Origin of the sequence: Sphingomonas sp. CL5.1 (assembly GCF_013344685.1) — a bacterium.
Classification (GTDB): domain Bacteria; phylum Pseudomonadota; class Alphaproteobacteria; order Sphingomonadales; family Sphingomonadaceae; genus Sphingomonas.
Genome location: NZ_CP050137.1, coordinates 2,164,358 through 2,188,741, shown reverse-complemented (window position 1 = coordinate 2,188,741; position 24,384 = coordinate 2,164,358). Strand labels below are relative to the sequence as shown.

Annotated in this window: 21 protein-coding genes; 6 read left to right on the top strand and 15 right to left on the bottom strand. The window is 69.6% G+C overall.

The window, feature by feature from the left end:
- Nucleotides 1-21 precede the first annotated feature (21 nt).
- Nucleotides 22-2,727 carry a DNA gyrase subunit A gene (gene gyrA, locus F9288_RS10570; RefSeq protein WP_174836674.1) on the top strand — a complete coding sequence of 902 codons (2,706 nt, stop codon included), beginning with the start codon at nucleotides 22-24 and terminating at the stop codon, nucleotides 2,725-2,727.
- Complete coding sequence (locus tag F9288_RS10565) at nucleotides 2,724-3,077, top strand: DUF952 domain-containing protein (protein WP_174836673.1); 354 nt, start codon at nucleotides 2,724-2,726, stop codon at nucleotides 3,075-3,077. The genes gyrA and F9288_RS10565 overlap by 4 nt, the downstream gene beginning before the upstream one ends.
- 22 nt (nucleotides 3,078-3,099) lie before the next feature.
- On the opposite strand, the gene F9288_RS10560 is transcribed toward F9288_RS10565, so the two are convergent.
- On the bottom strand, nucleotides 3,100-3,783 hold the full coding sequence (locus F9288_RS10560) for an O-methyltransferase (RefSeq protein WP_174836671.1): 684 nt from the start codon (nucleotides 3,781-3,783) through the stop codon (nucleotides 3,100-3,102).
- Nucleotides 3,784-3,788: 5 nt separating this feature from the next.
- Nucleotides 3,789-4,697 carry a class I fructose-bisphosphate aldolase gene (locus tag F9288_RS10555; protein ID WP_174836669.1) on the bottom strand — a complete coding sequence of 303 codons (909 nt, stop codon included), beginning with the start codon at nucleotides 4,695-4,697 and terminating at the stop codon, nucleotides 3,789-3,791.
- A 131-nt stretch (nucleotides 4,698-4,828) separates the two neighbouring features.
- Between F9288_RS10555 and F9288_RS10550 the strand changes: the two genes are divergently transcribed.
- Nucleotides 4,829-5,344, top strand: a complete 516-nt coding sequence (locus F9288_RS10550) for a TlpA disulfide reductase family protein (RefSeq protein ID WP_174836667.1) — start codon at nucleotides 4,829-4,831, stop codon at nucleotides 5,342-5,344.
- Here the strand turns inward: F9288_RS10550 and F9288_RS10545 are convergent.
- Entirely contained in the window at nucleotides 5,310-6,314 is a 1,005-nt protein-coding gene (locus tag F9288_RS10545; RefSeq protein ID WP_174836665.1) for a threonine/serine dehydratase, read from the bottom strand. The genes F9288_RS10550 and F9288_RS10545 overlap by 35 nt on opposite strands.
- Nucleotides 6,315-6,453: 139 nt before the next feature.
- Between F9288_RS10545 and F9288_RS10540 the strand changes: the two genes are divergently transcribed.
- Together F9288_RS10540 and F9288_RS10535 are read left to right on the top strand one after the other, a co-directional pair.
- Nucleotides 6,454-7,686 carry a type III PLP-dependent enzyme gene (locus F9288_RS10540; RefSeq protein ID WP_174836663.1) on the top strand — a complete coding sequence of 411 codons (1,233 nt, stop codon included), beginning with the start codon at nucleotides 6,454-6,456 and terminating at the stop codon, nucleotides 7,684-7,686.
- A 105-nt stretch (nucleotides 7,687-7,791) separates the two neighbouring features.
- On the top strand, nucleotides 7,792-8,871 hold the full coding sequence (locus F9288_RS10535) for a deoxyhypusine synthase (protein WP_174836661.1): 1,080 nt from the start codon (nucleotides 7,792-7,794) through the stop codon (nucleotides 8,869-8,871).
- Between the two features lie 77 nt (nucleotides 8,872-8,948).
- On the opposite strand, the gene F9288_RS10530 is transcribed toward F9288_RS10535, so the two are convergent.
- The 12 genes from F9288_RS10530 to F9288_RS10475 form a co-directional block, all read right to left on the bottom strand.
- Nucleotides 8,949-10,841: an XrtA/PEP-CTERM system amidotransferase gene (locus tag F9288_RS10530; RefSeq protein ID WP_174836659.1), complete on the bottom strand. Its 1,893-nt coding sequence runs from the start codon at nucleotides 10,839-10,841 to the stop codon at nucleotides 8,949-8,951.
- On the bottom strand, nucleotides 10,841-12,361 hold the full coding sequence (xrtA, locus tag F9288_RS10525) for an exosortase A (protein WP_174836657.1): 1,521 nt from the start codon (nucleotides 12,359-12,361) through the stop codon (nucleotides 10,841-10,843). The genes F9288_RS10530 and xrtA overlap by 1 nt, the downstream gene beginning before the upstream one ends.
- Entirely contained in the window at nucleotides 12,358-13,503 is a 1,146-nt protein-coding gene (locus F9288_RS10520; RefSeq protein WP_174836655.1) for a TIGR03087 family PEP-CTERM/XrtA system glycosyltransferase, read from the bottom strand. The genes xrtA and F9288_RS10520 overlap by 4 nt, the downstream gene beginning before the upstream one ends.
- Nucleotides 13,500-14,501, bottom strand: a complete 1,002-nt coding sequence (locus F9288_RS10515) for a FemAB family XrtA/PEP-CTERM system-associated protein (RefSeq protein WP_174836654.1) — start codon at nucleotides 14,499-14,501, stop codon at nucleotides 13,500-13,502. The genes F9288_RS10520 and F9288_RS10515 overlap by 4 nt, the downstream gene beginning before the upstream one ends.
- Nucleotides 14,498-15,328, bottom strand: coding sequence for an XrtA system polysaccharide deacetylase (locus F9288_RS10510; RefSeq protein ID WP_174836652.1), 831 nt, complete (start codon nucleotides 15,326-15,328; stop codon nucleotides 14,498-14,500). Before F9288_RS10510 ends, F9288_RS10515 begins: the two co-directional genes overlap by 4 nt.
- A gap of 1 nt (nucleotide 15,329) precedes the next feature.
- Nucleotides 15,330-16,349, bottom strand: a complete 1,020-nt coding sequence (locus F9288_RS10505; RefSeq protein WP_174836650.1) for an ExeA family protein — start codon at nucleotides 16,347-16,349, stop codon at nucleotides 15,330-15,332.
- A gap of 36 nt (nucleotides 16,350-16,385) precedes the next feature.
- Nucleotides 16,386-17,987: a hypothetical protein gene (locus F9288_RS10500; RefSeq protein WP_174836649.1), complete on the bottom strand. Its 1,602-nt coding sequence runs from the start codon at nucleotides 17,985-17,987 to the stop codon at nucleotides 16,386-16,388.
- Complete coding sequence (locus F9288_RS10495; RefSeq protein ID WP_174836647.1) at nucleotides 17,984-19,003, bottom strand: AAA family ATPase; 1,020 nt, start codon at nucleotides 19,001-19,003, stop codon at nucleotides 17,984-17,986. The genes F9288_RS10500 and F9288_RS10495 overlap by 4 nt, the downstream gene beginning before the upstream one ends.
- Nucleotides 19,000-20,517: an XrtA system polysaccharide chain length determinant gene (locus F9288_RS10490; protein ID WP_174836645.1), complete on the bottom strand. Its 1,518-nt coding sequence runs from the start codon at nucleotides 20,515-20,517 to the stop codon at nucleotides 19,000-19,002. Before F9288_RS10490 ends, F9288_RS10495 begins: the two co-directional genes overlap by 4 nt.
- A 10-nt stretch (nucleotides 20,518-20,527) precedes the next feature.
- Complete coding sequence (locus tag F9288_RS10485; protein WP_174836644.1) at nucleotides 20,528-21,178, bottom strand: XrtA/PEP-CTERM system exopolysaccharide export protein; 651 nt, start codon at nucleotides 21,176-21,178, stop codon at nucleotides 20,528-20,530.
- Nucleotides 21,179-21,271: 93 nt separating this feature from the next.
- Nucleotides 21,272-22,501 (bottom strand): pyridoxal-dependent decarboxylase, exosortase A system-associated, encoded by a 1,230-nt coding sequence (locus F9288_RS10480; RefSeq protein WP_174836642.1) that lies wholly within the window; start codon nucleotides 22,499-22,501, stop codon nucleotides 21,272-21,274.
- On the bottom strand, nucleotides 22,498-23,988 hold the full coding sequence (locus tag F9288_RS10475; protein ID WP_174836641.1) for an AMP-binding protein: 1,491 nt from the start codon (nucleotides 23,986-23,988) through the stop codon (nucleotides 22,498-22,500). The genes F9288_RS10480 and F9288_RS10475 overlap by 4 nt, the downstream gene beginning before the upstream one ends.
- 76 nt (nucleotides 23,989-24,064) lie before the next feature.
- Here F9288_RS10475 and F9288_RS10470 point away from each other — a divergent pair, with 76 nt between their 5' ends.
- Complete coding sequence (locus tag F9288_RS10470) at nucleotides 24,065-24,337, top strand: acyl carrier protein (protein ID WP_174836639.1); 273 nt, start codon at nucleotides 24,065-24,067, stop codon at nucleotides 24,335-24,337.
- The last annotated feature ends 47 nt before the right edge of the window (nucleotides 24,338-24,384 follow it).

Here is a 24,384-nt window from a genome sequence, read left to right as displayed (position 1 = left end):
ACAACCCGAAAGCGCTGATTCTTGACCGACGAGATTCTCCTCGCCGACCCTTCGGACATTGCCCCCATCTCCATCGTCGAGGAGATGAAGACGAGCTATCTCGATTACGCGATGAGCGTGATCGTCGCCCGCGCGCTGCCGGACGTGCGCGACGGGCTGAAGCCGGTGCATCGCCGCATCCTGTTCTCCGCGAACGAGAGCGGATTCGCGTGGAACCGGCCGTATCGCAAGTCGGCCCGCATCGTCGGCGACGTGATCGGTAAATATCACCCGCACGGCGACACCGCGATCTACGACGCCCTCGCGCGCATGACGCAGGACTGGTCGATGCGCGCGCCGCTGATCGACGGCCAGGGCAATTTCGGCTCGATGGACCCCGATCCGCCCGCCGCGATGCGTTACACCGAGGCGCGCCTCGCCAAGATCGCGGATTACCTGCTGGGCGACCTCGACAAGGATACGGTCGATTTCCAGCCGAACTATGACGGCTCCGAAAGCGAGCCGCAGGTGCTGCCCGCGCGCTTCCCGAACCTGCTCGTTAACGGCGCGGGCGGCATCGCGGTCGGCATGGCGACCAATATCCCGCCGCACAATCTCGGCGAAGTGATCGACGCCTGCCTCGCCTATCTCGACAATGGCGCGATCACCACGGAAGAACTGATGGAGATCGTGCCGGGGCCGGATTTCCCGACCGGCGCGATCATCCTCGGCCGCGCGGGCGCGCGCTCCGCCTATGCCACCGGGCGCGGATCGATCATGGTGCGTTCGCGCCATGTGGTCGAGGAAGGGCGCGGCGACCGGCGCTCGATCGTCCTCACCGAAATCCCCTTCCAGCAGGGTAAGAACGCGCTGGTCGAGAAGATCGCCGAGGCCGCCAAGGACAAGCGCATCGAGGGCGTCAGCGACATCCGCGACGAATCGAACCGCGAGGGCGTGCGCATCGTCATCGACCTTAAGCGCGACGCGACGCCGGAGGTGGTGCTGAACCAGCTCTGGAGGCACACGCCCGCGCAATCGAGCTTTCCAGCCAACATGCTCGCGATCCGTGGCGGGCGGCCGGAGATGCTGGGCCTGCGCGACATCATCCAGGCGTTCGTCCAGTTCCGCGAGCAGGTGATCACCCGCCGCGCCAAGTTCGAACTGGCGAAAGCGCGGGATCGGGCGCACATATTGCTCGGCCTCGTTATCGCCGTCACCAACCTCGACGAGGTGGTGCGGATCATCCGCGGCTCCCCCAGCCCGGCGGAGGCGCGCGCGGCGCTGCTCGCGCGCGAATGGCCAATCGCGGAGATCGCGCCCTATATCCGGCTGGTCGAGGCGATGGACGCCGAGGTGACCGGCGACACCTATCGCCTGAGCGAGATCCAGGTCCGCGCGATCCTCGACCTGCGGCTGCATCGCCTGACCGCACTCGGCCGCGACGAGATCGGCGCGGAGCTGGAGCAGCTCGCCGCCTCGATCGCGGAGCTGCTGGAGATCCTCGCCAACCGCGTGAAGCTCTATGCGGTGATGCGCGAGGAGTTCGCCGAGGTGCGCGCCCTGTTCGCCACCCCGCGCCGGACGGAGATCGCCGCCGCCGCCGACGGGATCGAGGACGAGGACCTGATCGAGCGCGAGGACATGGTCGTCACCGTGACCATGCAGGGCTATATCAAGCGGACCCCGCTGGAAGCGTTCCGGGCGCAGGCGCGCGGCGGCAAGGGCCGCAGCGGCATGGCGACCAAGGACGAGGATGTGGTGACGGAGCTGTTCGTCACCTCCACCCACACGCCGGTGCTGTTCTTCTCCACGCTCGGCAAGGTCTATCGCTACAAGGTGTGGAGGCTGCCGGAGGGCGGGCCGGCGACACGCGGGCGGCCGATGGTCAACCTGCTGCCACTGGCCGAGGGGGAGACGATCTCCACCGTCCTGCCGCTGCCGGAAGACGAGGCGGAATGGGGCAAGCTCCACGTCATGTTCGCCACCGCCAGGGGCAACGTGCGCCGCAACAGCATGGACGCCTTCACCAACGTTCCCTCGAACGGCAAGATCGCCATGAAGTTCGAGGGCGAGGATGAGGACGACCGCTTGATCGGTGTCGCGCTGCTCGACGAGGAGGACGACGTGCTGCTCGCCACCCGCCACGGCAAGGCGATCCGCTTCCCCGGCAACGACGTGCGCGAGTTCCAGAGCCGCAACTCCACCGGCGTGCGCGGCATGAAGCTCGCGAAGGGCGACGAGGTGATCTCGCTCTCGATCCTCCACAAGGTCGGCGTGCGCGATCAGGACGAGCGCGAGGATTATCTCCGCCACGCGCCGTGGAAGGGCGAGGATTCGGAACGCGCGCCGCGCGCGATGGACGACGAACGCTTCGCCCATCTGGCGGAACACGAGCAGTTCATCCTGACGGTGTGCGCCAACGGCTATGGCAAGATGTCGTCGGCCTATGAATATCGCCGCACCGGCCGTGGTGGCCAGGGCATCACCAATATCGACAATATCGCCCGTAACGGTCTCGTCGTCGCCAGCTTCCCGGCGACCAAGGCGCAGCAGCTCATGCTCGTCACCGATCAGGCCAAGATGATCCGCATCCCATTGGGCGACCTGCGCGTGATCGGGCGCGGATCGGCAGGCGTGCGGCTGTTCAACGTGGCGAACGACGAGCATGTCGTCTCCGCCGCGCGGATCGAGGAAAGCGAGGAGGAAGGCGAAACGCCGGAAACCGAAGCGACGGGCGAGACGGAATGACCGCCCGCCCGTCCGTCGCGTACAAGGTGCTGACCGCCGACCAGATGGCGGCGCTGGAACGCGACGGTCGTTTCGCGGGCGCGCCGGTGGACGTGGCGGACGGCTACATCCATCTCTCCACCTCCGGCCAGCTCACCGAAACGGTGGACAGGCATTTCGCCGGGCAGGACGACCTGCACGTCGCGGCGGTGGACCTCACCTCGTTCGGCGCGTCGCTGAAATGGGAGAAGTCGCGCGGCGGGCAGGATTTCCCGCATCTCTACGAACCGCTGCTGCTGGAAACGGTGATCGCCTACGGCCCGCTGGAGCGCGAGTCGGACGGCACGGTGAAGCTGCCGGTGGCGGGATAAATATCCGCCCGACCGACGAAACCTATCCTTCGCCCGCGTCCACCACCGCGAGCAGGAAGCCGTCCCACTTCTTCTCCCCGACCGTCTGGATCGCCGTCGCGGTGAGGCGCGGCTCGCTCGAAACATAATCGAACAGCGCCCGCGTGCCCCGAATGCGCGGATCGGTGCTGGCGGCGTCGAGCACCCCGCCCTCGCGGATCACATTGTCGACCACGATCACCGTGCCTGGCCGCGACAGGCGGATCGCCGCGCGCACATAGGCGACGTTGTTCTCCTTGTCGGCGTCGATGAAGGCGAGGTCGAACGGCCCCTCCAGCCGCGCGATCGATTCGAGCGCCGGGCCGGTGATGACCTCGACGCGATCGCCGACCCCCGCCGCCGCGAGATTGGCGCGCGCCACCTCGGCATGATGCGGATCGATCTCCAGCGTCACGACGCGGCCGCCCTCGCCCACCGCGCGCGCCAGCCACAAGGTCGAATAGCCGCCGAGCGTCCCCACCTCCAGCACGCGCCGCGCGCCACGGATCAGCGCGAGAAGCTGGAGCAATTTCCCCTGCGGCGGAGAGACGTCGATATCCGGCAGGCCGCCCGCCGCGTTGGCGGCGAGCGTCGCGCCCGGCGCCTCATCCGCGCCGAGCAGCTTTTCGCCGATGTAACGGTCGACCGCCGCCCAGCGCGCGTCCTGCGGCTGGGTGCGCTCGACCATCGGGCTTACTCCTCGCCCTTGTAGATGCGGACGAGCTTGTCGAGCATCGCCAGCGCCTCGCCGCGCTCGCGCTGGAAGGTATTGCGGCCGATGATCGAGCCGTTGCCGCCGCCATCACGGATGTCGCGCGCGTCCTGATAGACCGCGTCCGCGCCCTTCGCCGCACCGCCGGAGAACACCACGATCCGCCGCCCCGCGAAGCTGCACTGCACGACGTGCGCGACACGCTTGGCCTGCGTGGACCAGTCGCCGCCCTCATAGGCCTTCTTCGCGTCGGCCTGCTCGATATGGTCGGTCGGCAGCTTCACCTTGATGATATGCGCGCCGAGCAGCGCCGCCATGTGCGCGGCATAGGCGCCGACGTCGAGCGCCAGTTCGCCCTCCTTGGAGAGCTTGCCGCCGCGCGGATAGGACCACACGACCGTGGCGAGGCCGACCGACTTGGCCTGCGCCGAAAGCTCGCGCAATTCCTCCATCTGCTCGAACACATGGTCCGAGCCGGGATAGATGGTGAAGCCGATCGCGGCGCAGCCCAGCCGCAGCGCATCGTCCACGCCCGCCGTCACCGCCTGGTCGATGCTGGTCGCCCAGCTATTGGAGCTGTTGCACTTCAGGATCGTCGGGATCTGGCCGGCGAACGTCTCCGCCCCCGCCTCCAGCATGCCGAGCGGCGCGGCATAGGCCGACAGGCCGGCGTCGATCGCGAGCTGGTAATGATAATGCGGGTCATAGGCCGGCGGGTTGACCGCGAAGCTGCGCGCCGGGCCATGCTCGAAGCCCTGGTCGACCGGCAGGATGATCAGCTTGCCCGTGCCGCCCAGCTTGCCCTGCATCAGGATGCGGGCGAGATTCGCCTTGGTGGCGGGCGAATCGGATTCATACTTGTCGAGAATGGCCTTGACCGTCGGCGTCATCGCTTACCCCTGAGTGCAACCAACATATTCCAGAGCCTGTTAGCCGGGGGGGCCGCGCGGCGCCAGTAGGGATTGGTATTGACCGCGACGAGGCGAGCGGGCTTCCTTCTCGCGCAGGGAACCGGGGAAGAATGAGGATGCGCCGAGCGTCAATGGTATTGCTGGCGCTGGCCGGCGCGGCGCTTGCCACGCCCGCCCCGCTGGCGCTGGCGGAGAAGGCGCCGCGCGTCGGCGAGCCGGCGCCCGATTTCGAGCTGACGCTATTCGCCGGCGACAAGGTCAGGCTGTCGGAACTGCGCGGCAATGTCGTCGTGCTCAATTTCTGGGCGACATGGTGCGTGCCATGCCGCACCGAACTGCCGACGCTGAACGCTTTCTATCAGGTCACCCGGAAGCACGGCCTGCTCGTGTTCGCGGTGACCACCGAGGATTCGGTGCCGCTCTACAAGCTCAAGCCGCTGTTCGAGAAGCTCGCCATTCCGGCGGTGCGCCGGGTGAAGGGGCCGTATGCGGTGATGGGCGGCGTGCCGACCAATTACGTGATCGATCGCGCCGGCGTAGTGCGATACGCGAGCGCTGGCGCGCTGGACCTCGATACGCTCAACGCCGTGCTCATACCGCTTCTGAACGAGCATCCGCCGTTATGAGCCCCCCCGCGCCCGCCAGCGCGCGGGCATAGGCATCAAGATCGACGTTGCCGCCGGACAGGATCACCAGCATCCCCGCTTCCGCCGGGGCCTTGCCCGCCAGCACCGCCGCGAGCGCCACCGCGCCGCCCGGCTCCACCACCAGCCTCAGATGCTCCGCCGCCCAGCGCTGCGCCGCCGCCACCTCCTCCTCGCTGACCGCCACGCCCTTCGCATCGCGCCGCGCCAGCACCTCGAAGGTGAGCGGCGATACCTCTCTGGTCTGGAGCGCGTCGCAGGCGGTCGGCGGAGGATTGGGGCCGACCGGCTCGATCCAGCTCGCCTCCAGGCTGCGCGTCATGTCGTCCCAGCCCTCCGGCTCGACGATCGTGATCCGCGCGTCGGGCAGCGCGAGCGCGATCCCGGCGGCAAGCCCCCCGCCACCGCACGGCACGACCGCATGGACCGGCGCGCCGAGGCCCGCCTCCTCCATCTGCCGCGCCGCCTCGATCGCGGCGCTGCCCTGGCCCTCGATCACCCACGGATCGTCGAAGCTCGGCACCAGTGTCGCGCCGCGCGCGCGGGCGAGTCGCCCGGCGATCGTCTCGCGGCTTTCGGTCGCGCGGTCGTAATCGACCACCTCCGCGCCCAGCGCCAGCGTCGATTCGCGCTTGGCGCGTGGCGCGTCGGCCGGCATCACGATGGTCGCGGCGATGCCCAGCCGTTTCGCCGCCCAGGCGATTCCCTGCGCATGATTGCCGGAGGAGAAAGCGACCACGCCACGCGCCCGCGCCTCCGCGTCCAGCGCGGTCAGCCGATGCCATGCGCCGCGAATCTTGAACGCCCCCATCGGCTGCAGCGACTCGGCCTTGAAGGCGATCGGCACATGATTGATTTCATGGACGAAAAGCGGCGTCGGCGGCAGGATCGCCGCCACCTTCGCCGCGGCGTCGCGCACGCCGGCGCGGGTTGGCTGTCGTACAATTGTCACGATCGATCCTGCGTCATTGGAATCCACTTTACATTCGGGTCCGGCGACCCTAACTCGCCCATCCGCTGCCCCATGGGACTTCCAACCGCAAGGCAGCTTTTTTCGCTCGACGCCGAAAGGCAATTGGAGGTCCCTTGAGTTGCACCAGCATCATAGCGCGCTGGGGCTAGCTGCCCCCTCGATCGTTCCCGCCAACACTGTCGGCGGAGCCATTGACATTGCGAAGCAGAAGCCGGTCCAGCCGGTGACGCTTGTTCGTCCGCACGCAGCCGCGCGGGCCGCCCGCTTCTTTTCGGAGAAGTTTCCGGGCCGCTCGATGTATGCGGTGAAGGCGAACCCCAGCCCCGAGCTGATCGCGACGCTGTTCGAGAATGGCATCACCCATTTCGACGTCGCCTCGATCGCCGAGGTGCGGCTGGTCGCGCGGACCGCGCCCGGCGCCACCCTGTGCTTCATGCATCCGGTGAAGGCCGAGGAGGCGATCGCCGAGGCCTATTTCACGCACGGCGTGCGCGTGTTCAGCCTCGACAGCCTCGAGGAGCTGGACAAGATCACTCGCGCGACGAAGGGCGCGGACGATCTGACGCTCTGCGTGCGGCTGCGCGTGTCGTCGGAGCATTCCAAGCTCAGCCTCGCCGCCAAGTTCGGCGTCGCCGCGCATGAGGCGAAGGCGTTGCTGATGGCGACCCGCCAGGCGGCGGACGCGCTCGGCATCTGCTTCCATGTCGGCAGCCAGGCGATGACGCCGGAAGCCTATGCCGAGGCGATGGAGCGCGTGCGCCACGCGATCGTCGATGCGGCGGTGACGGTGGACGTGATCGATGTCGGCGGGGGCTTCCCCTCCTCCTATCCGGGGATGGAGCCGCCGCCGCTGGAGCGCTATTTCGAGACGATCCATCGCGCGTTCGAAAGCCTGCCGGTCAGCTATTCGGCCGAGCTGTGGGCGGAGCCGGGCCGTGCGCTCTGCGCCGAATACAGCTCGCTGGTGGTGCGCGTCGAGAAGCGTCGCGGGAACGAACTGTATATCAACGACGGCGCTTATGGCGCGTTGTTCGACGCGGCGCATATCGGCTGGCGCTTCCCGGTCGCGTTGCTGCGCGAGCCGGAATCGACCGTGCGCGATCACCCCTTCTCCTTCTACGGCCCGACCTGCGACGACCTTGATCACATGGTCGGGCCGTTCCTGTTGCCGGCGGACGTGCAGGCGGGGGATTATATCGAGATCGGCATGCTCGGCGCCTATGGCGCGGCGATGCGCACCGCCTTCAACGGCTTCGGCTCGGACGAGACGATCGTCGCGACCGATGAGCCGATGGTCTCGCTCTACACCGTCGTGGAGCCAGAGGTCGCGAACAACGTCGTAACGCTGTAACGTCCGCAGGACAGGGTTTCGGGCGACGGTGCGCTTCGCGCGCCGTCGCCCTTGGGGTTTCCGCGTCCCCTTCAATGACGACGGCATCGCATGCGGGAGTTTCCCATGACCGACACGCTCAACAAGACCGCCGCCGCCCACGCGCCGATCAACGACACGCGCAAGGCCGAACTGCTGTCGAAGCAGGTGAAGCATATCGACATCAAAAGCTTCGACGCGCGCCCGATCGTCGATGCAATGGCGGACATGAGCTTCACCAGCCGCGATCTCGGCCGCGCGACGAAGATCTACAACCAGATGCTGGCGGACAAGGATTGCACCGTCTGCCTGGTGATCGCCGGCTCCACCTCGGCGGGCGGCTGCATGGACCTCTATGCGGAGCTGATCCGCAACAGGATGGTCGACGTGGTGGTCGCCACCGGCGCGACGATCGTCGACATGGATTTCTTCGAGGGCCTCGGCCACAAACACTATCAGGCGCAGGAAATCCCCGACGACGACACGCTGCGTTCGCTCTACATCGACCGCATCTACGACACCTATATCGACGAGGAGCAGCTTCAGGACTGCGACTTCACGATCAACAAGATCGCCAACGAGTTGGAGCCGCGCGCCTATTCCAGCCGCGCTTTCATCCGCGAGATGGGCCGCTACCTTTCGGAGCACGGCAAGAAGGAGAACAGCCTCGTCAAGCTCGCCTATGAGCATGACGTGCCGATCTTCTGCCCGGCGTTCGTCGATTCGTCGGCGGGCTTCGGGCTGGTGAAGCATCAGGTCGATCGCGCGAAGGAGGGCAAACCCTATCTGATGATCGACGCGGTGGCCGATTTCCGCGAGCTGACCGAGATCAAGATTCAGGCCGGCACCACGGGCCTGCTGATGATCGGCGGCGGCGTGCCGAAGAACTTCATCCAGGACACGGTGGTCTGCGCCGAGATCCTCGGCCACGAGGATGTCGAGGTGCATAAATACGCCGTGCAGATCACCGTCGCCGACGTGCGCGACGGCGCCTGCTCATCCTCGACGCTTCAGGAGGCGGCGAGCTGGGGCAAGGTCAACACCGGCATCGAGCAGATGGTGTTCGCCGAGGCCGGCTCGGTCATGCCGCTGCTGGCGTCGGATGCCTATCATCGCGGCCTGTGGAAGGATCGGCCCGAGCGCCGCTGGGCGAAGCTGTTCGCCTGAGCGGCACGCGACCAGCGCAAGCTGGCCGCGAGACCGCGAATGGCCGGCCGGCGCGGCCATTGGCCGCGCTCGCCGCCCTACCCGAACACCCGCGCCAGGCTCCGTTCCAGCATCACGAACTGCCACAGGGTCCGGCCGTGTTCCTCACGGCCGGCGCGGTGCGCCTCGGCGAGCCGGGCGAGGCGATCGAGGTCGAACCAGCCGGTGTCGGCCAGCACCCGCGACGTCGCCAGCGCCGCCGCGCGATCCGCCAGCGGGCCGCGGAACCATGCGCCGACCGGCGTGACGAAGCCCATCTTCGGCCGGTAGAGGATGTCGCGCGGCAGATAGCGCTCCATCGCCTTCTTCATCAGCCACTTGCCCTCGCCATGCCTGAGCCGCATCGCCGCCGGCAGGCGCGCGGCGAATTCCACCAGCCGGTGATCGAGCAGCGGCTCGCGCACCTCGAGGCTCACCGCCATGCTGGTGCGGTCGCTCTTGGTGAGGATATCGCCGGGGAGCCAGATCTTCATGTCGGCATATTGCGCGCGATCCAGCCCGTCGCGCGCCGGCGCGTCGCGCATCGCCGCGACATAGCGGTCCTCTGCGCGATGCCCGTTCAGCGCGCGTCGCGCCGCGTCGGTGAACAGGGCGCGGCGCAGATCGGGCGTCGTCACCCCCACCGCGCGGGCATAGGCCTCGCCGCCATCGGCCGCGAGTTCGAGCAGGGTGGTCCGCGCGCGCAAAGGCCGGGGCGCCCAGTCCGCCTTGGGGTAGAAGCGCCCGAGCGTCCCGAACAGGCCGGCGCGCAGCCCGGCGGGAAGCAGGCTGCGCACGCGCTCCTCCGCCGCGTGGAAGCGATAGCGGCGATAGCCCGCCAGCGCCTCGTCCGCTCCATCGCCCGACAGCGCGACCGTCACCTGCTCCCGCGCCAGCGCGCAAACCTGCCAGGTGGCGAGCGCGGAGGCGTCCGCGAACGGCTCGTCGAAGGCATGGGTCAGCGTGTCGATCAGGCCGAAGTCGCTCGCGTCCACCACCCGCTCGCGATGGTCGGTCGCGAAGCGCGCGGCGACGGTGGCGGCATGAGCGCGCTCGTCGAAATCGGCGACGTCGAAGCCGATCGTGCAGGTCTTCACCGCCTGCGGCGACGCCTCCGCCATCAGCGCGACCACCGAGGAACTGTCCACCCCGCCCGACAGGAACGCGCCCAGCGGCACGTCCGCCACCATGCGCGAGCGGACCCCCTCCCGCATGTGCGCAAGCAATTCCTCCTCCAGCGCGGCGACATTGCCGCCTGCGCGATCGGCGAAGGAGATGTCCCACCAGCGGCGCGGCGCGGGCAGCGACTTGCCGCGCTCGACCAGCATGAAATGGCCCGCCGGCAGCTTCCTCACCCCGGAGACGATGCAGGCATCATCGGGGACATAGCCGAACGCCAGATAATCCTCGACCGCGCGCACGTCCGGCACCCGCCGGAGCAGCGGATGGGCGAGCAGCCCCTTCAGCTCGGAGGCGAAGGCGAGCGCGCCATCGGCCAGCTCGACATAATAAAGCGGCTTCACCCCCAGCCGGTCGCGGGTGAGGAATAGCGCATTGGCCCGCGCGTCGTGAATCGCAAAGGCGAACATGCCGACCAGCCGGTCGAGCATCGCCGGGCCCCACGCCGCCCAGCCGGCGAGCAGCACCTCGGTATCGCCGTCGCTGCGGAACGCCCAGCCGCGCGCGGCAAGCTCCCGGCGCAGTTCGCGGTAATTATAGATCTCGCCGTTGAAGACGATGGTCAGCGCGCCGTCCGCGCTCGCCATCGGTTGCGGCGAGCCTGCCACGTCGATGATCGAGAGCCGGCGATGCCCCAGGCCGACGCCCGGCGCGGTCCACACGCCAGAGCCGTCCGGCCCGCGATGCGCCATCGCGTCGGCCATGACGCGGACGCGCGCAGGATCGACCGGCTTGGGCGTGCCCGGATAGTAGAGCCCGGCGATCCCGCACATCAGCGTGTCGCCGTCACGCGGTCCGCCACGCCGTCGATCGGCCCCAACGCGGCGAGGAAGCGCTCGATCGCTGCGCGCGCGCGCGGCCCTTCCGCCGAAAGATGGATCGCCACCGCCGCCTGATCGCCGCCCACCATCCGGGCCTTGAGCGTGGCGAGCTTCACGATGGCATCTTCCCCGGTGACGATTCCGCCAGCGCGATACCATGACGCCACGATCCGCTCCACCGGCCCCGGCGCGGTGATTCGCATCGCGCTGCCGCCCGCGATGCCCGGCTCGTCGGCGACGCGCACCCACACGTCGTTCTCGCGCAATACGCCGGTGCCGAAGGCGGCCAGCTTCTTCCCCTCGCGCTGGCTGGCGAAGACGGCGACGGCCATGTCCACCGCCGTCCCGTCCGCATCCATGTAGCGGCCGAACAGATAATGATCGGCGCCGGGGTAATAGGGTTGCCACGGCGCGCGTCGGCTGAGCGGCGCACGTTGCCAGCCCGGCACGTCCGGCAGCGCGATCCGATCGGGCAGCGTGGCGGTGCGCGCGGCGATCGCCGCGCTCCAGCCGGCGAACAGCCCGGCGGTCGCCAGCACCAGCGCCGCCGCCGGGAGAAGCGCGAGGCGGTGCCGGACCGGCCGCGCCAGCGTCACCGGATCGAACGCCGGATCGTCCGGCGCGCGATCGAACCAACGCCAGCCGATCGCCATCACCAGCGCCATGACGAGGCCGAAGAACAGCCAGCCATAGACGATATGGTCGAACCCGGTGGCCCGCTCCACCGATGTGAGGTGCGCGGCGTAGATCGTCCCGAAGGCGCGGATGCCGTTGGCGATCACCGGCACGACGATGCTGACGGCGAGGAAAACCGCGCGCCGCCGCCAAGACGTGAAGCAGACATTGGCGACCAGCACGCCATAGGCCAGCATCGCGATGACGAATTTCGCGCCCGAGCACGCCTCCGCCACCTCGAAATAATAGCGGCCGGCGTGGATCAGCACGCCATCCACCTCGGCCGGCACGCCGCACAGGTGGAGCAGCGGCAGGGTGATCGCCACCGTCACGCGCTGCAACGGCGGCTCCAGCATCTCGCCGAACGGCACGAGGAACACGGCGTAGCAGAGCGGGAACAGTAGCCCGCGCGCGACATTCGCGCCGAGCAAGGTCACCACCGCGCCCTGAAGCATCATCACCAGCCCGAACTGCCGCGCGAACGCCACGCCGCCCGCATCGCCGAGCAGCCAGCCGAAACCGCCCGCCGCGACGATCGCAAGGCCCGGCCACCACGCCGCCGGCTCCAGCGCGGCAAGCTCGCGCCGCCTGGTCCACACCAGCCATGCGATCACCGGCGGGATGAACAGGCAGTGACCGAAGGTGGTGCTGGTCCACCAGATCGAGACGAGATGGATCAGATCGTCATGGAAAGCGGCGAGGATCAGCGCCGCGACCAGCGCGAGCACGATCAGCGAGCGCCGCCAATCCCGCGCCGCCGCCGGCATCGCGACAGGATCGGCGATCGCGAGCGTCATGCCAGCCCGAGCAGGCCGTCGAGCGGGGCGAGCGCCGCCGCCCAGTCGTAGCGCGCGGTCACCCGCGCCCGCGCCGCCGCGCCGAGCGCCCGCGCCGCCGCCGGATCGGCGAGCAGCGCCGCCACCGCCGCGACGAAGCCATCGGCATCCGGCGCGACGCGGATCGTGCCGTCATGGTCGATCCCCTCCGCCGCCGCTTGCGAGGCGACAACCGGGCGGGCCATCGCCATCGCCTCCAGCACCTTGTTCTGCACGCCGCGCGCGAGCTTGAGCGGCGCGACCACCACGCTCGCCGCCGCCAGCCAGCCGCGCACGTCCGCCACCTCGCCGGTGACGATCACCCGCTCGCCCGCCAGCGCGCGCACCTCGGGCGCGGGCGCGCGGCCGACGATCGCGAAGCGCGCGCCGGGGATGCGCGGCAATATGTCGCGCGCGAACCATGTCACGGCGTCGATGTTCGGCCGGTAATCCATCTGCCCGGTGAAGACGATCAGCGGCCCCTGCCCCACCACCGGCACATGGCGCGCGGCGGGATCGTAATAGTGGGTGTCGATGCCGTTCTCGATCGCGATGCTGCCGGGGAGCAGTGCCGCCTCCGCCCCGCTCACGAACAGGCTGGCGTCGACGCGCCCGGCTACCTCGCGCTCGAATGCGGCGAGCAGGCGCGCCTCACGGCGCATCATATGGCGGGTGAAACCGTGCGCGTCCCCGGCGTAAGCGGCGAATTTCGCCGAATCGAGATCGACGAAATCCATGATCGCGCGCGGCCCGGCGACCGGGAGGTATTGCGCCATCTGCCCCGAAAAGACGTAGATCGCGTCGATCGGCCGCCGCGCGAGGATGTCGCGCACCGCGCGCTCCACGTCGCGATGCGCGAAGGCGGTGAGCGATACCGGCTGCGCGGTCGCCAGCGCCTCGATCGCCGCGCGGGCGCGGGACTTGGCGCGCGGCATGATCACGCATTCGTCGACCAACGCGCGATATTCCGGCGCCGGAACCAGATCGCGCGGATCGTCGGCGAAGGCGACCAGATGCACCCGCGCCCGGCACGTGAGATGACGCAGCACATGAAAGCCGCGGATCTTGTCCCCCCGATCCGGCGGGAAGGGCACGCGATGCGCGATGAACAATATCTCGCTCACCCCAGCCCCCGGCTGATCCAAGGGCCGATCAGATTGGCGACCGGCAACGGCAGCCGCCGCCACGTCCGCACCATCAGCGCATATTTCGGGTTGAGCGGATTGACCTCGCGCGCCGCGCCCTCGCTCCACCGCGCGTAAGCGAGCGGCCGCCCCTCGAACCCCCAGTTCTTCTTGAACGCCGCCGCGCCCGTCCCGGCCTTAGACCGGCCGAAGTCGAAATGCGCGCAGCCCCTCGCGCGGGCGTGCGCCATCAGCGCGAAATACATCCGGTCGTTGGCGCGCAATTCGCGCGCCGCCGCCGTGCCGCCGCCCCAATAGGGATAGACGGCGCCATTGAAATAGAGGCTGAGCACGCTCGCCACCGCGCGGCCCTTGTGGCGAACGGTCAGCACATCGGCGTCCATCGTCTCCAGCACCGCGCGGAACAAGGCGCGGGGGAATACCGGGGTGCCGAGATTGCGGACCGATTCGGCATAGACGGCGTAATGCTCGGCCCCGCATTCCGCGCCGCCGGTCGCGACCTCCAGATCGTCCGCCAGCGCCTTGCGCACCTCGGCACGCTGCTTGCGCGGGATCGCCTTCAGCTCCGCCTCGTCATCGGCGGCGAGCGGGCGGACGAAGCCGAGATAGGTCGTGTCGTCCACCACCCATCCGGCCGGCGCCGGTCCGCCGCGCAGCTCGATCGAGGGCAGGCCGAACGCTTGCGCAGCGGCGACCAGCGCCTCGCTTTCCTCGCCCAGCACGCCGCCATCGACCGCGAACCCGGCGGAGACAAGCGCATTGCCGAACAACGGCGAGCGCATCTCGGTCAGCGGCAGCACGCCGACGATCGCGCCACCGCGCTCCGCAGCGAGATAACGCGCGCGCTGGCCGCACCCACGCTCCACCGCGCGGCTCCATGCGGGAAGGTGGAAGGGCGTCGCATCGGGTTGCGCGCGAACGAACGCCGTGATCGCCGCGTGGTCCGCCGGCTCCGCCTCGCGCACCGTCGCTGTCATCGCGCCGCCGTGATCGCGTCGATCCGCCCCCAGTCATGCCGCCGGACCAGCCCGCCCAGCTTGCCCGCCATCGCGCCGAGCCGGCTATAGTGCCTCAGCTTCGAGCGCAGCGGCGCGTCGACGACACGCGGCTGGCCGGGGTCGACCTCCCACGGATGGAAATAGAAGATCGCCGGCTGCCCCGCGTCGTTCACCTGTCGCACCGCGAAATCGGTCAGTGCGGCGGGCAGCATGCGGAAGAAACCGCCCCCCGTCGCCAGCCGCCGCCCGGCGATCTCGGCCACCGTCACCGGCAACTCGATCAGCGGGGCGTCGGCCAGCGGCCGCCATGCGTAGCGCGGGCTGTCGCGCCAGCCATAATGGTCGTGCGCGATCGGCGCGACGCTGGAGGAATAGGCATAGCCTTCCTCCGCCAGCACGCGATGCGCCCAGGGCGTGCGCGCGTCGATCGAGAAGCTCGGCGCGCGATAGCCGGTGACGGCGACGCCGCCGGCATCCTCCAGCACGGCGCGCGCGCGGCGCAGGTCGTCGCGGAAGGCGGCGGCGTCCATCGTGAAGACGCGGGCATGGTCCCAGCCGTGGCTGGCGATCTCATGCCCCTCCGCCACGATGCGGCGGACCAGCGCGGGATGCCGCGCGGCGACCCAGCCAAGCGTGAAGAAGGTGCCCTTCACCCCCGCTTCGGCGAACAGGTCCAGCACCATGCCGGTATTGCGCTCGACGCGCGATTCGAGGCTTTCCCAGTCGCCGCGCGCGATCGTCTTTTCGAACGCGCCGACCTGGAACCATTCCTCGATATCGACCGACAGGCCGTTGACGACGCTCATCTCACGCAGCGGCGCCGCGCACCGCCTCCAGCCGCGAGGCGGGCGGGCCGACCTCATTCTCCACCCAGTCGACCAGCAGGGTCAGCACGCGACGCAGCGCGGCGTCCTGCTCCTCAATCCGCGCCTCCAGCGCGGCGATGCGTTGCGCGAGCGCGGCGGCATCCTCGCCCGTGACGGCGGGAGCAGCGACGGTGGGCGACGCGGTCGGCAGATCGCGCGCGGCATCGGCCTGCACTTCGCCGATCAGCGCGGCGTCGATCAGCGTCGCGCCGACGATCGCGGCGTGCAGCATCACCCGGCCCATGAGCTGGTTCACCCGGCGCGGCACGCCGCCGGTGATGCGGTGGAGCAGCGGAAAGGCGTCCTCCGCGAAATCGGGGCTGCCCTGCCAGCCGGCGACCTGGAGCCGGTGGCCGACATATTCGGCGATCTCGTCCTCGCCCATCGGATCGAGGTGGTGGATCGCGATGACGCGCTGGCGGAGCTGCTCGAGCGCCTGCGATCCGTGCAGCCGCTCGCGGAACTCCGGCTGGCCGAGCAGGAATATCTGGAGCAGCGCGCGCCCGCCGGCCTGGAAATTGGACAGCATCCGCAGTTCCTCGACGGCGGAGATGTCCAGTGCCTGCGCCTCGTCGACGATCAGCAGCGTCCGCCGCCCGGTGCGCGCGACGGCGTTCAGCCCGCGCTCGATCACGGTGAGCAGTTCGGCCTTGTTGCGCGGCGCGTCGGCGACGCCCAGCCCAGTCGCGACGATCCTGAGCAGGTCGTCCGCCACGATCGCGCTGGAGACGAGCGAGATGACGTTGAGGTTCGCCGGGTCGATCCGCGAGGTGAGATGCCCGACCAGCGTCGTCTTGCCCGCGCCGATATCGCCGGTGATGACGATGAAGCCCTCGCCCTGCGCCAGTCCATAGCCCAGATAGGCCATCGCCTTCCGGTGCGTGGCGCTGTCGAACCAGTATTTCGGGTCGGGCGTGAGCTGGAACGGGCGCTCGCGCAATCCGAAATGATCCTCATACATCTCGCGATGTTCCCTGTTTTCCGTGCCGCGCCGCCATCAGAACGTGTACCTCGCCCCGAGCAGCCCCTGCGCCGACCATTGGCTGTTGTAGCCGCGCTGGTCGTAGGTGTAGAGGCCGAGCGACGCGATCGTGCCGATCCGGCCGAAGCGATATTGGTACGCGCCCGTAAGCCCCGCGCCGAGCACGCCCCGCATCCCCGGCAGGTCGGCGTCATAATAGTTCATGAACAGGTTGGCATCCACCTCCGACACCCGGCTCAGCGCGCGGGCGTAGAAGATCTGCGCGTAATAGCTTTCGTCGTTGGTGCCGAACACGGTGATGCCCGGCGCGCTGGGCGGCGAGAACAGCCGGCGGTTGGCATAGCCCGCGCCGAGGCCGATCCGTGTCCGCCCCTCCGTCCGGGTGTAGATCACGTCCACGCCGCGCGTGCGATAGACGGCGGTGCTGACCGACTGGAACGCGCTGTTGAGGCATCCGCCCGCGCCGCCGGTCGCCGGTTGCGACGCGAAGACGCAGCCGGTGAATTGCTGGCCGAAGCCGTCGCCTTGCGTCTGGAAGCTGGTCGGCAGCGTCGCGAGGCCATCGCGAAGCTGGCGGCCGAAGGTGGTGACGCCGTCATAGACCACCGCGCGCACCGCGCTGTCCGGCGACAAGCGCCACGAAAGCGATCCGAAATAGGTCGCGCCGCCGTAGCGATAGCCGGCGCTCGCCTGCAGCTCCAGCCGGGGCGACGGGCGCCAGATCACGCCCGCGTCATAGATCAGGCCGTCGGTGTGATAGGCGATGCGGCGCGGCGAGGCGGGATCGGTGACGAAACGCCCGTTGCCGTCCAGCACCGGATTGCCGTTCACGTCGAACAAGGCGTCGCGCTGCGTCGCCTCGATCTTCTCATAGCCGATGCCGCCGCGCAGCGCGACGGTGCGGCTCACCGGCTGCACCACGTCGAGCCGGGCGAACTCCCCCTCGTAGCGCTGTGAAAGCTGGCTGGCGAAATCGCGCTCCAGCGCGCCGCTCAGCGTGATGCCGAAGGGCGCGATCCGCCCCGCGCCGACGCCGATCGAGGCCATCGCGAGATGGCTCGTCTCGTCGTCGAAATAATCGAGGCGCGGCGCGCCCGGCGCGATGCCGGTGAAATCGGGGGCGTCGACGCGCGTGTAGCCGAAACGATAGGCCGCCGTGACCTGCGCTGGCCCGACATTGGTCGCCAGTTGCGGCGCGACATAGAGCGAATAGACGTTCGAGACATTCGCCGAATCGTCGCTGAACAGCCCCGGCGCCGCGCCGCGGATATCGATGCGCGAGCGGGACGCCAGCGCGCCCGCGTCGATCGAGAAGGCCGGCGAGAGCCTGACCGACCCGCGCGCGAGGCCGGAGAGCATGTCCACGTCGGTCAGGTTGCCGCCCCACGGGATGCGGCGCTCGTAGCGCGCGCTGATCTGCCCCTCGGCACGGCCGTTCGACACGCCGGCATCGACGCCGACCGCAACCTGCGTCCACGTCACGACATCGTCGTTGGTAAGGTCCGCGCCGACCGCCTGCCCCAGTTCGACATAGGGCGCGATATAGCGCGTGTCGGCCAGCGCCGGCGGCGCCGTCATCGCCGCGCCCAGCGCGGCCGCGAGAAGCGGTCGTCTCACCCGCGCTCTCCCTGTCCGTAATAGCTGCCGAAGCGCCCGTAATGCGGCTCATAGGAGGTCGCATTGAGCACCAGGCTGATATGCTCGCACCCGTCGAGCAGCCCCACCGCCTCGCGCACGTCGCTTTCGGTCGTGCGGTCGGCGCGTACCACGAGCATCACCTGCGCGACGAGCAGCGCCAGCACCGAGGCGGGCGAGGCGGCGAGCGCGGGTGGCGAATCGAATATGATGATGCGGCGCGGATCGGCCGCGAGCAGCCGGTCGAGCACCTGCGCGGTGCGCGCGCTGGCGAGCAGCTCGGTATCGGCATGGGTGCGCGCGCCGGACGGCAACAGCGAAAGCTGGGGCACGTCGGTCTTGAGCACGAACGCCTCGGGATCGAGCGAATGGTCGCTCAGGATGTCGAGCAGTCCGGTCGATTCGCCCAGCCCCAGCGACGGCATGATATCGGGCTTGGCGAAATCGGCATCCACCAGCAGCACCTCGATATCCCGCTCGGCGGCAAGGCTGATCGCGAGGTTGATCGCGCAATAGGTCTTGCCCTCGCCCGGCTTGCCCGAGCCGACGAGGATCGTGCGCGCGCGGCGCTCCGGCGTGGCGGCGGCGATCGCGCGGGCGTTGAGCAGCAGCTGCCGCTTCACCAGCCGGAACTCCTCGGCCAGCGCCCCGATCGGCGCGCCGGGCACCAGCATCCCCTTCTCCGCCAGCATCACGCGATCGATGTGCGCGAGGCCGGACGGCGCGGCCCAGCTATCCGCCTCCTCCGGCTGCACGGTGAAATCGCGCAGCTCGAGCGGGATGGCGGCCAGCGTCGCCGCCGCTTCGGGCGACATGGTTTCGGCACCCGGCGGCGCGGGCGGCGCGTCGTCGAGGAAGGTGTGGGCGGGCGCGACCGCATGTTCCGGCCGCGTGACGATCGGCGCGGCACGGCGCACACGGAATTGCGCGTCGAAATCGTAGATCTGCGCGGCGCGCTCGATCAGCGATTCGTCGCGAGGGACGGACGGACTGCTCATGCCGCCATCCCCCGCTGGAGCATCTCGACACCGAGCAGGACGATATAGCTCCCCAGCAGCGCGGCGGTGCCGCCGGCCAGCCATTTGAGCTTCTTCACGCGATCCTCGGCCTGCGCGCGCGTCACCATTTCGCCGATCGAGCCGATCACCGCCATGCCGGACGCCTTCTCCAGCCGCTGCGCCGTCGGGAAGGTGGCCTGCACCTGTCCCAGCGCGAAGGCCGCGCCCAGCCCGCCGATCAGCCCCGCCGCCAGCACCCCGGTCAGCAGCAGCGGACGGTTCGGCGCGGTCGGGGTGCGCGGGCTGGTCGGCGGATCGATCACGCTGAACTTCACCGCATCGGTCTGCGTCTGCGCCTGGCTGTGCAGCGCGACCTGCTGGCGCTGGGCGAGAAGCTGGTCGTACTGGTCCTTGAGCACGCCGTAATTGCGATCGATCCCGCCCTGCTCGGCGGCGACCGCCGGGTCCTGCGCCAGCTTGGCGTTGAGCGCGTCGAGGTCGGACTGGAGCTGTCGCTTGCGCACCAGCAGCGCGGTGACGGCCGCCTGCCGGTCGGCGCGCATCGACTGGAGCGACAGGAAGGCGGGATTGTCCGCCGATGCCGCCCCGCTCGATGCCGGTTCGTTGCGCGCATCGGCCTGCGCCTGCGCGAGTTGCGCCTTCAGCGCCACCACGTCGGGGTGGTTGTCGGTATAGCCGCGCGCGCGCGCATCGGCGAGCTGGCCCTGGATCGCCGCCAGCCGCGCGCGGGCGGGGCCGATGCCCGGCGCGGGGCCGGCGCCGGGGATATTGCGCGGCGTGCCCGCCATCTGCCCGCTCAACGCCGAGAGATTGGCCTGCGCGGCGGCAAGGTCGCTGTCCACCTGCCCCATCTGCGCGCGCGCCGCGCCGATCCGGTCGCTGACCGATCCGGTGCCGGGCAGCGAGCCGAGATAATGATTCTGGAAATCGGCGCGCTTCGCCTCCGCGTCCTGCAATTTGGCGCCGAGCGACTGGAGCTGCGAATCGAGGAATTGCAGCGTCTGCGTGCTCTGGCTGCGATCGTCGGACAGGTTCTGCTCGACGAACAGGTCGATCAGCTTCTGCGTGATCTGGCGCGCGAGGCGCGGCGTGGAGGCGGTGGTGACGATCTCGAACAGATTGTCCTGCTGCGCGGTGATCTTGATCGCGTTCTGGAGGCTGGCGGCGCGATCGGTGACGGCGCGGTCGGTCGTCGCCTGCTGCGCCAGATCGGTGCCGCGCACCACCTTCTCGAGGTTGACCGCCGAGGTCAGCGTCTGGCGCACCGTGTCGATATCGCGCGCCTGATCGCCCAGCCCGCCACCGTTCGGGCCGCCCGGCAGCACCTGCCGCATCTGCACGAAGACGCGCGCATGGCTTTCGTAGCGGCTGGGTATCTGGCTGACGAACAGCCAGCCGAGGATGCAGATCCCCCACGCCACCGCCAGCGCGAGCCAGCGGCGGGTCCACATCATGTGGCCGGCGATCCGTATCTCTTCAAACAATCCCGACACGCGCGCTCCCTCAGAACATGCTTTCGGGGATGATGATGACGTCGCCCGGTTCGAGCTTCACGTTGGCGGAAGGATCGCCGCTCTTGAGCAGGCGATTGATCTTGAGCCGATATTCGTGCTGCTTGCCGGTCGCGCGGTCGTAGCGGATCAGGCGGGCGCGGTTGCCGGCGGCATATTGCGACAGGCCGCCGACCGCGATCATCGCGTCGAGCAGCGTCATGTTCGCGCGATAGGGCAGCGAGGCCGGCTTCTCCGTCGCCCCGACGATGCGCACCTGCTGGCTGTAGGTGCCGGAGAAATTCTCCACGATCACGGAGACGATCGGGTCCTTGATATATTCGGCCAGTGCCGCCTTCATGTCCTCCGCGAGCTTCGCGGGCGTCTTGCCCACCGCCGGCATGTCGTTGACCAGCGGCGTGGTGATGCGGCCGTCGGGGCGGACCTGCACCTTCGCCGACAGCTCCGGGTTGCGCCACACGAAGATCTGGAGCGAATCGAGCGGGCCGATGACATATTCCTCGCCCGGCTGCTCCGCCTTGGCGACGAAAGCGGCGGACGGCAGCGTCGCCGCCGGGCGCGCCTTTTCCCGCGCGCAGGCGGCCATCGGCAACGACGCCAATGCCATCATCGCCAGGCCACGGGAACCATTGCCGAAACGCATACCGATCTCCTTCGCGCGTCCGGCGTCACGGGTGACGTCTTCCCCGACGGAGGCGCTTGCATCCGGCTATCGGGCAAAGAGGTGAAGATAGCGTTAGGAAAGACCTGCGACGCATTCGACGGGGGCGGGATGCCCCAGGAACGCCGTCGGGCTGGCGGTGAGGCCATAGGCGCCGGCGAGGAAGATCGCGATGACGTCACCCGGCTCCGCGCGCGGCAGCGCGACGCGGTCGGCCAGCCGGTCGAGCGGGGTGCAGAGGCAGCCGACGACCGAAACCTCCTCCAGCCCCGCTTCCTCGCCCATGCGGTGCGCCACCGCGACCGGATAGTTGCGCCGCACCACCGTGCCGAAATTGCCGCTCGCGGCGAGCTGGTGATGCAGCCCGCCATCGACGACGAGGAAGGTCTCGCCCCGGCTTTCCTTCCGGTCGACGACGCGGGTCAGGTACACGCCCGCCTCCGCCACCAGCCAGCGCCCCAGCTCGATCGCGAAGCCCGCGCCGGCAAGGATCGCCGGGCGCGCCGCCAGCGTTTCGGCCAGCGCCGCGCCGATCCGCTCGACATCCACCGCGACGTCGCCCGAGAAATAAGGCACGCCGAACCCGCCGCCGAGGTTGACGAGCGGCGGCGGCGCGCCCGCCTCCTCCGCCAGCCGCGCGGCGAGCGCGACGGTCGCCGTCTGCGTCTCGATGATCGCCTGTGGATCGAGCGCCTGCGAGCCGGCGAAGATATGGAAGCCGCGCCAGTCCGCCGCGCCGTCGCGGATCAGTCGCACGGCATCGGCGGCGCGCTCCGCGTCGATGCCGAAGGGCGACGGGCGGCCGCCCATCTTCATCCCCGATCCCTTCAGCTCCAGATCGGGATTGACCCGCACCGCGAGGCGCGGCTGCCGGCCCAACCTCTCGCCGATCGCCAGCGCGCGCCGCACCTCGCCGGTCGATTCGGCGTTGAGCGTCGCCCCCGCCGCGATCGCCGCCTGCAATTCCGCGTCGCGCTTGCCGGGGCCGGCGAAGCTGATCCGCGCGGCCGGCATCTCCGCGCGCGCGATCGCCAGCTCGCCGGCGGAGGCGACGTCGATCCCGTCGACCAGCGGCGCGATCGCGGCGAGCAGCGTCGGGTGCGGATTGGCCTTCATCGCATAGTGCAGGTCGATCCCCGGCAGGGCCGCGCGGAACCGCGCGACGCGGGCCGCGACGATCGCAGGGTCATAGACGAAGCACGGCGAACCGGCCTCCGCCACCCAATCCTGCGCGGTGCGCTCCCCGATCATCAGCGCGCCGCGCTGGCCGGCGAATTCGGGCGGGATCGGCCCCATCGGTTTCATGGCGTCACCTCCGCGCGGATGCGGGCACGATCGAGCTTTCCGTTGGGGTTGCGCGGCAGGTCGTCGCGCCACTCGATCCGGGCCGGTTGCATGAAATTGGGCAGGTCGCGCCTGAGCCGCTCGCGCAAGCCCGGCTCCCGGGCAGCGTCGCCACGCAGCACCAGCACGATCGCCTGCCCGAGCCGCGCGTCGGGCACGCCGACCGCGACCGCCTCCGCCGCCTCGCCGCCGGAAACCGCCGCTTCCTCCAGCTCGGCCGGGCTGATGCGGTTGCCGGCGCTCTTTATCATCTCGTCGTCGCGACCCACGAAGCGCAGCAGCCCGTCCGCATCGGCCGCCACCGTATCGCCGGACCATACCGCCGTCCCGCCATAGCGCGAGAAGGCCGGCGCTGGGCGGAAACGCTGCGCCGTCCGCTCCGCGTCCCGCCAATAGCCCTGCGCGACGAGCGGCCCGGCATGGACCAGTTCGCCCGGCTCCCCCGCCGCCGCGCGCGTGCCGTCGGCGCGGACGACCATCACCTCGGCATGGGGGATCGCGCGGCCGATCGATTCGGGATGCGAATCGACCAGCGCCGGATCTAGGAAGGTCGAGCGGAACGCCTCGGTCAGCCCGTACATCGGATAGAGACGCGCGGCCGGGAACGTCTGGCGCAGCGCGCGCACCAGCCGGGGCGTCAGCGCGCCGCCGGAATTGGTCAGCCGCCGCAGCCGCGCGGCCGTCTCGGGCGGCCATTCCGCCTCGACGAGCTGCACCCACAGCGGCGGCACCCCGGCCAGCGTCGTCGCGCCGACCCGCTCCACCGCCTTCACCACGTCGCGCGCGGTGAGATAGTCGAGCGGCGCCACCGCCGCGCCCGCCGCCCAGGTCGAGAGAAGCTGGCTCTGGCCGTAATCGAAGCTCAGCGGCAGCACGGCCAGCACGCGATCTTCAGCCGCGATCTCAAGATAATGCGCGACGGAATTGGCACCGAGCCACAGGTTCGCGTGGCTCAGCATCACGCCCTTCGGTCGCCCCGTCGAGCCGGACGTGTAGAGGATCGCCGCCAGCGCATCGGGATCGCCGGCGGCGCGCGGCAGGGCATCCCCCTCGCCCGCCGCGACCTCGATCCGCGCGTCGCCCGGCAGGTCGCCCGGCTCCAGCGTCGCGGCGCGCGGGCCGTGCGTGAGCAGCAGCCGCGCACCGCTGTCGGCCATGATATGCGCCACCTGCGCGCGCTTGAGCAAAGGGTTGACCGGCACATGGACGAGGCCGGCGCGCGGCGCGGCGAGCGGCATCAGGCACGCCTCGCGCGTCTTGGGCAGCCAGCTCGCCACGCGATCGCCCGGCGCGAAGCCGAAGCCGGCGAGCCACCCCGCGAGCCGCGCCACCGCCTGCTCCACTTGCGCGTAGCTGAGCGTCGCCGCGCGTTCGATCAGCGCGGGCGCATCGTCCTCCCCGGCAAGGACGCGGTCGATCGGTTGCGGAACGGGGTCGAGCGGCACCATGATCCCTCCATGACCGAAGCCGTTGCGGATTTCATCCCCCCGGCTTAACGGCGCTCGCAACGGCAAGGGATCGTGCATGGAGCGGCGAAGCGTGAACGATATCGAGCAGGCGGTGCGCGCGGTGCTGCGTGATGCGTTGGGGCTGCCGGAGGCGCAGGTCGCGGCCTTCGAAGCGGATACGCCATTGTTCGGGGCGTTGCCCGAACTCGATTCGATGGCGGTCGCGGGCATGCTGACCGAGCTGGAGGACCGGCTGGGCATCACGATCGACGACGACGAAGTCGATGGCGACATGCTCGAAACGTTCGGCGCGCTCGCCCGTTTCGCGGCGGACAAGGTGGCGGCCTGAGCGCCCCGCGCCTCTCTCATTACGAATGGCGCGGCGGCCGCGAGGCG

Coding starts and splice junctions, on each gene's coding strand:
- F9288_RS10565 (WP_174836673.1), top strand. CDS start 2,724: ATGACCGCCCGCCCGTCCGTCGCGTACAAGGTGCTGACCGCCGACCAG.
- F9288_RS10560 (WP_174836671.1), bottom strand. CDS start 3,783: ATGGTCGAGCGCACCCAGCCGCAGGACGCGCGCTGGGCGGCGGTCGAC.
- F9288_RS10555 (WP_174836669.1), bottom strand. CDS start 4,697: ATGACGCCGACGGTCAAGGCCATTCTCGACAAGTATGAATCCGATTCG.
- F9288_RS10550 (WP_174836667.1), top strand. CDS start 4,829: ATGAGGATGCGCCGAGCGTCAATGGTATTGCTGGCGCTGGCCGGCGCG.
- F9288_RS10535 (WP_174836661.1), top strand. CDS start 7,792: ATGACCGACACGCTCAACAAGACCGCCGCCGCCCACGCGCCGATCAAC.
- F9288_RS10530 (WP_174836659.1), bottom strand. CDS start 10,841: ATGTGCGGGATCGCCGGGCTCTACTATCCGGGCACGCCCAAGCCGGTC.
- xrtA (WP_174836657.1), bottom strand. CDS start 12,361: ATGACGCTCGCGATCGCCGATCCTGTCGCGATGCCGGCGGCGGCGCGG.
- F9288_RS10515 (WP_174836654.1), bottom strand. CDS start 14,501: ATGACAGCGACGGTGCGCGAGGCGGAGCCGGCGGACCACGCGGCGATC.
- F9288_RS10510 (WP_174836652.1), bottom strand. CDS start 15,328: ATGAGCGTCGTCAACGGCCTGTCGGTCGATATCGAGGAATGGTTCCAG.
- F9288_RS10505 (WP_174836650.1), bottom strand. CDS start 16,349: ATGTATGAGGATCATTTCGGATTGCGCGAGCGCCCGTTCCAGCTCACG.
- F9288_RS10495 (WP_174836647.1), bottom strand. CDS start 19,003: ATGAGCAGTCCGTCCGTCCCTCGCGACGAATCGCTGATCGAGCGCGCC.
- F9288_RS10485 (WP_174836644.1), bottom strand. CDS start 21,178: ATGCGTTTCGGCAATGGTTCCCGTGGCCTGGCGATGATGGCATTGGCG.
- F9288_RS10480 (WP_174836642.1), bottom strand. CDS start 22,501: ATGAAACCGATGGGGCCGATCCCGCCCGAATTCGCCGGCCAGCGCGGC.
- F9288_RS10475 (WP_174836641.1), bottom strand. CDS start 23,988: ATGGTGCCGCTCGACCCCGTTCCGCAACCGATCGACCGCGTCCTTGCC.
- F9288_RS10470 (WP_174836639.1), top strand. CDS start 24,065: ATGGAGCGGCGAAGCGTGAACGATATCGAGCAGGCGGTGCGCGCGGTG.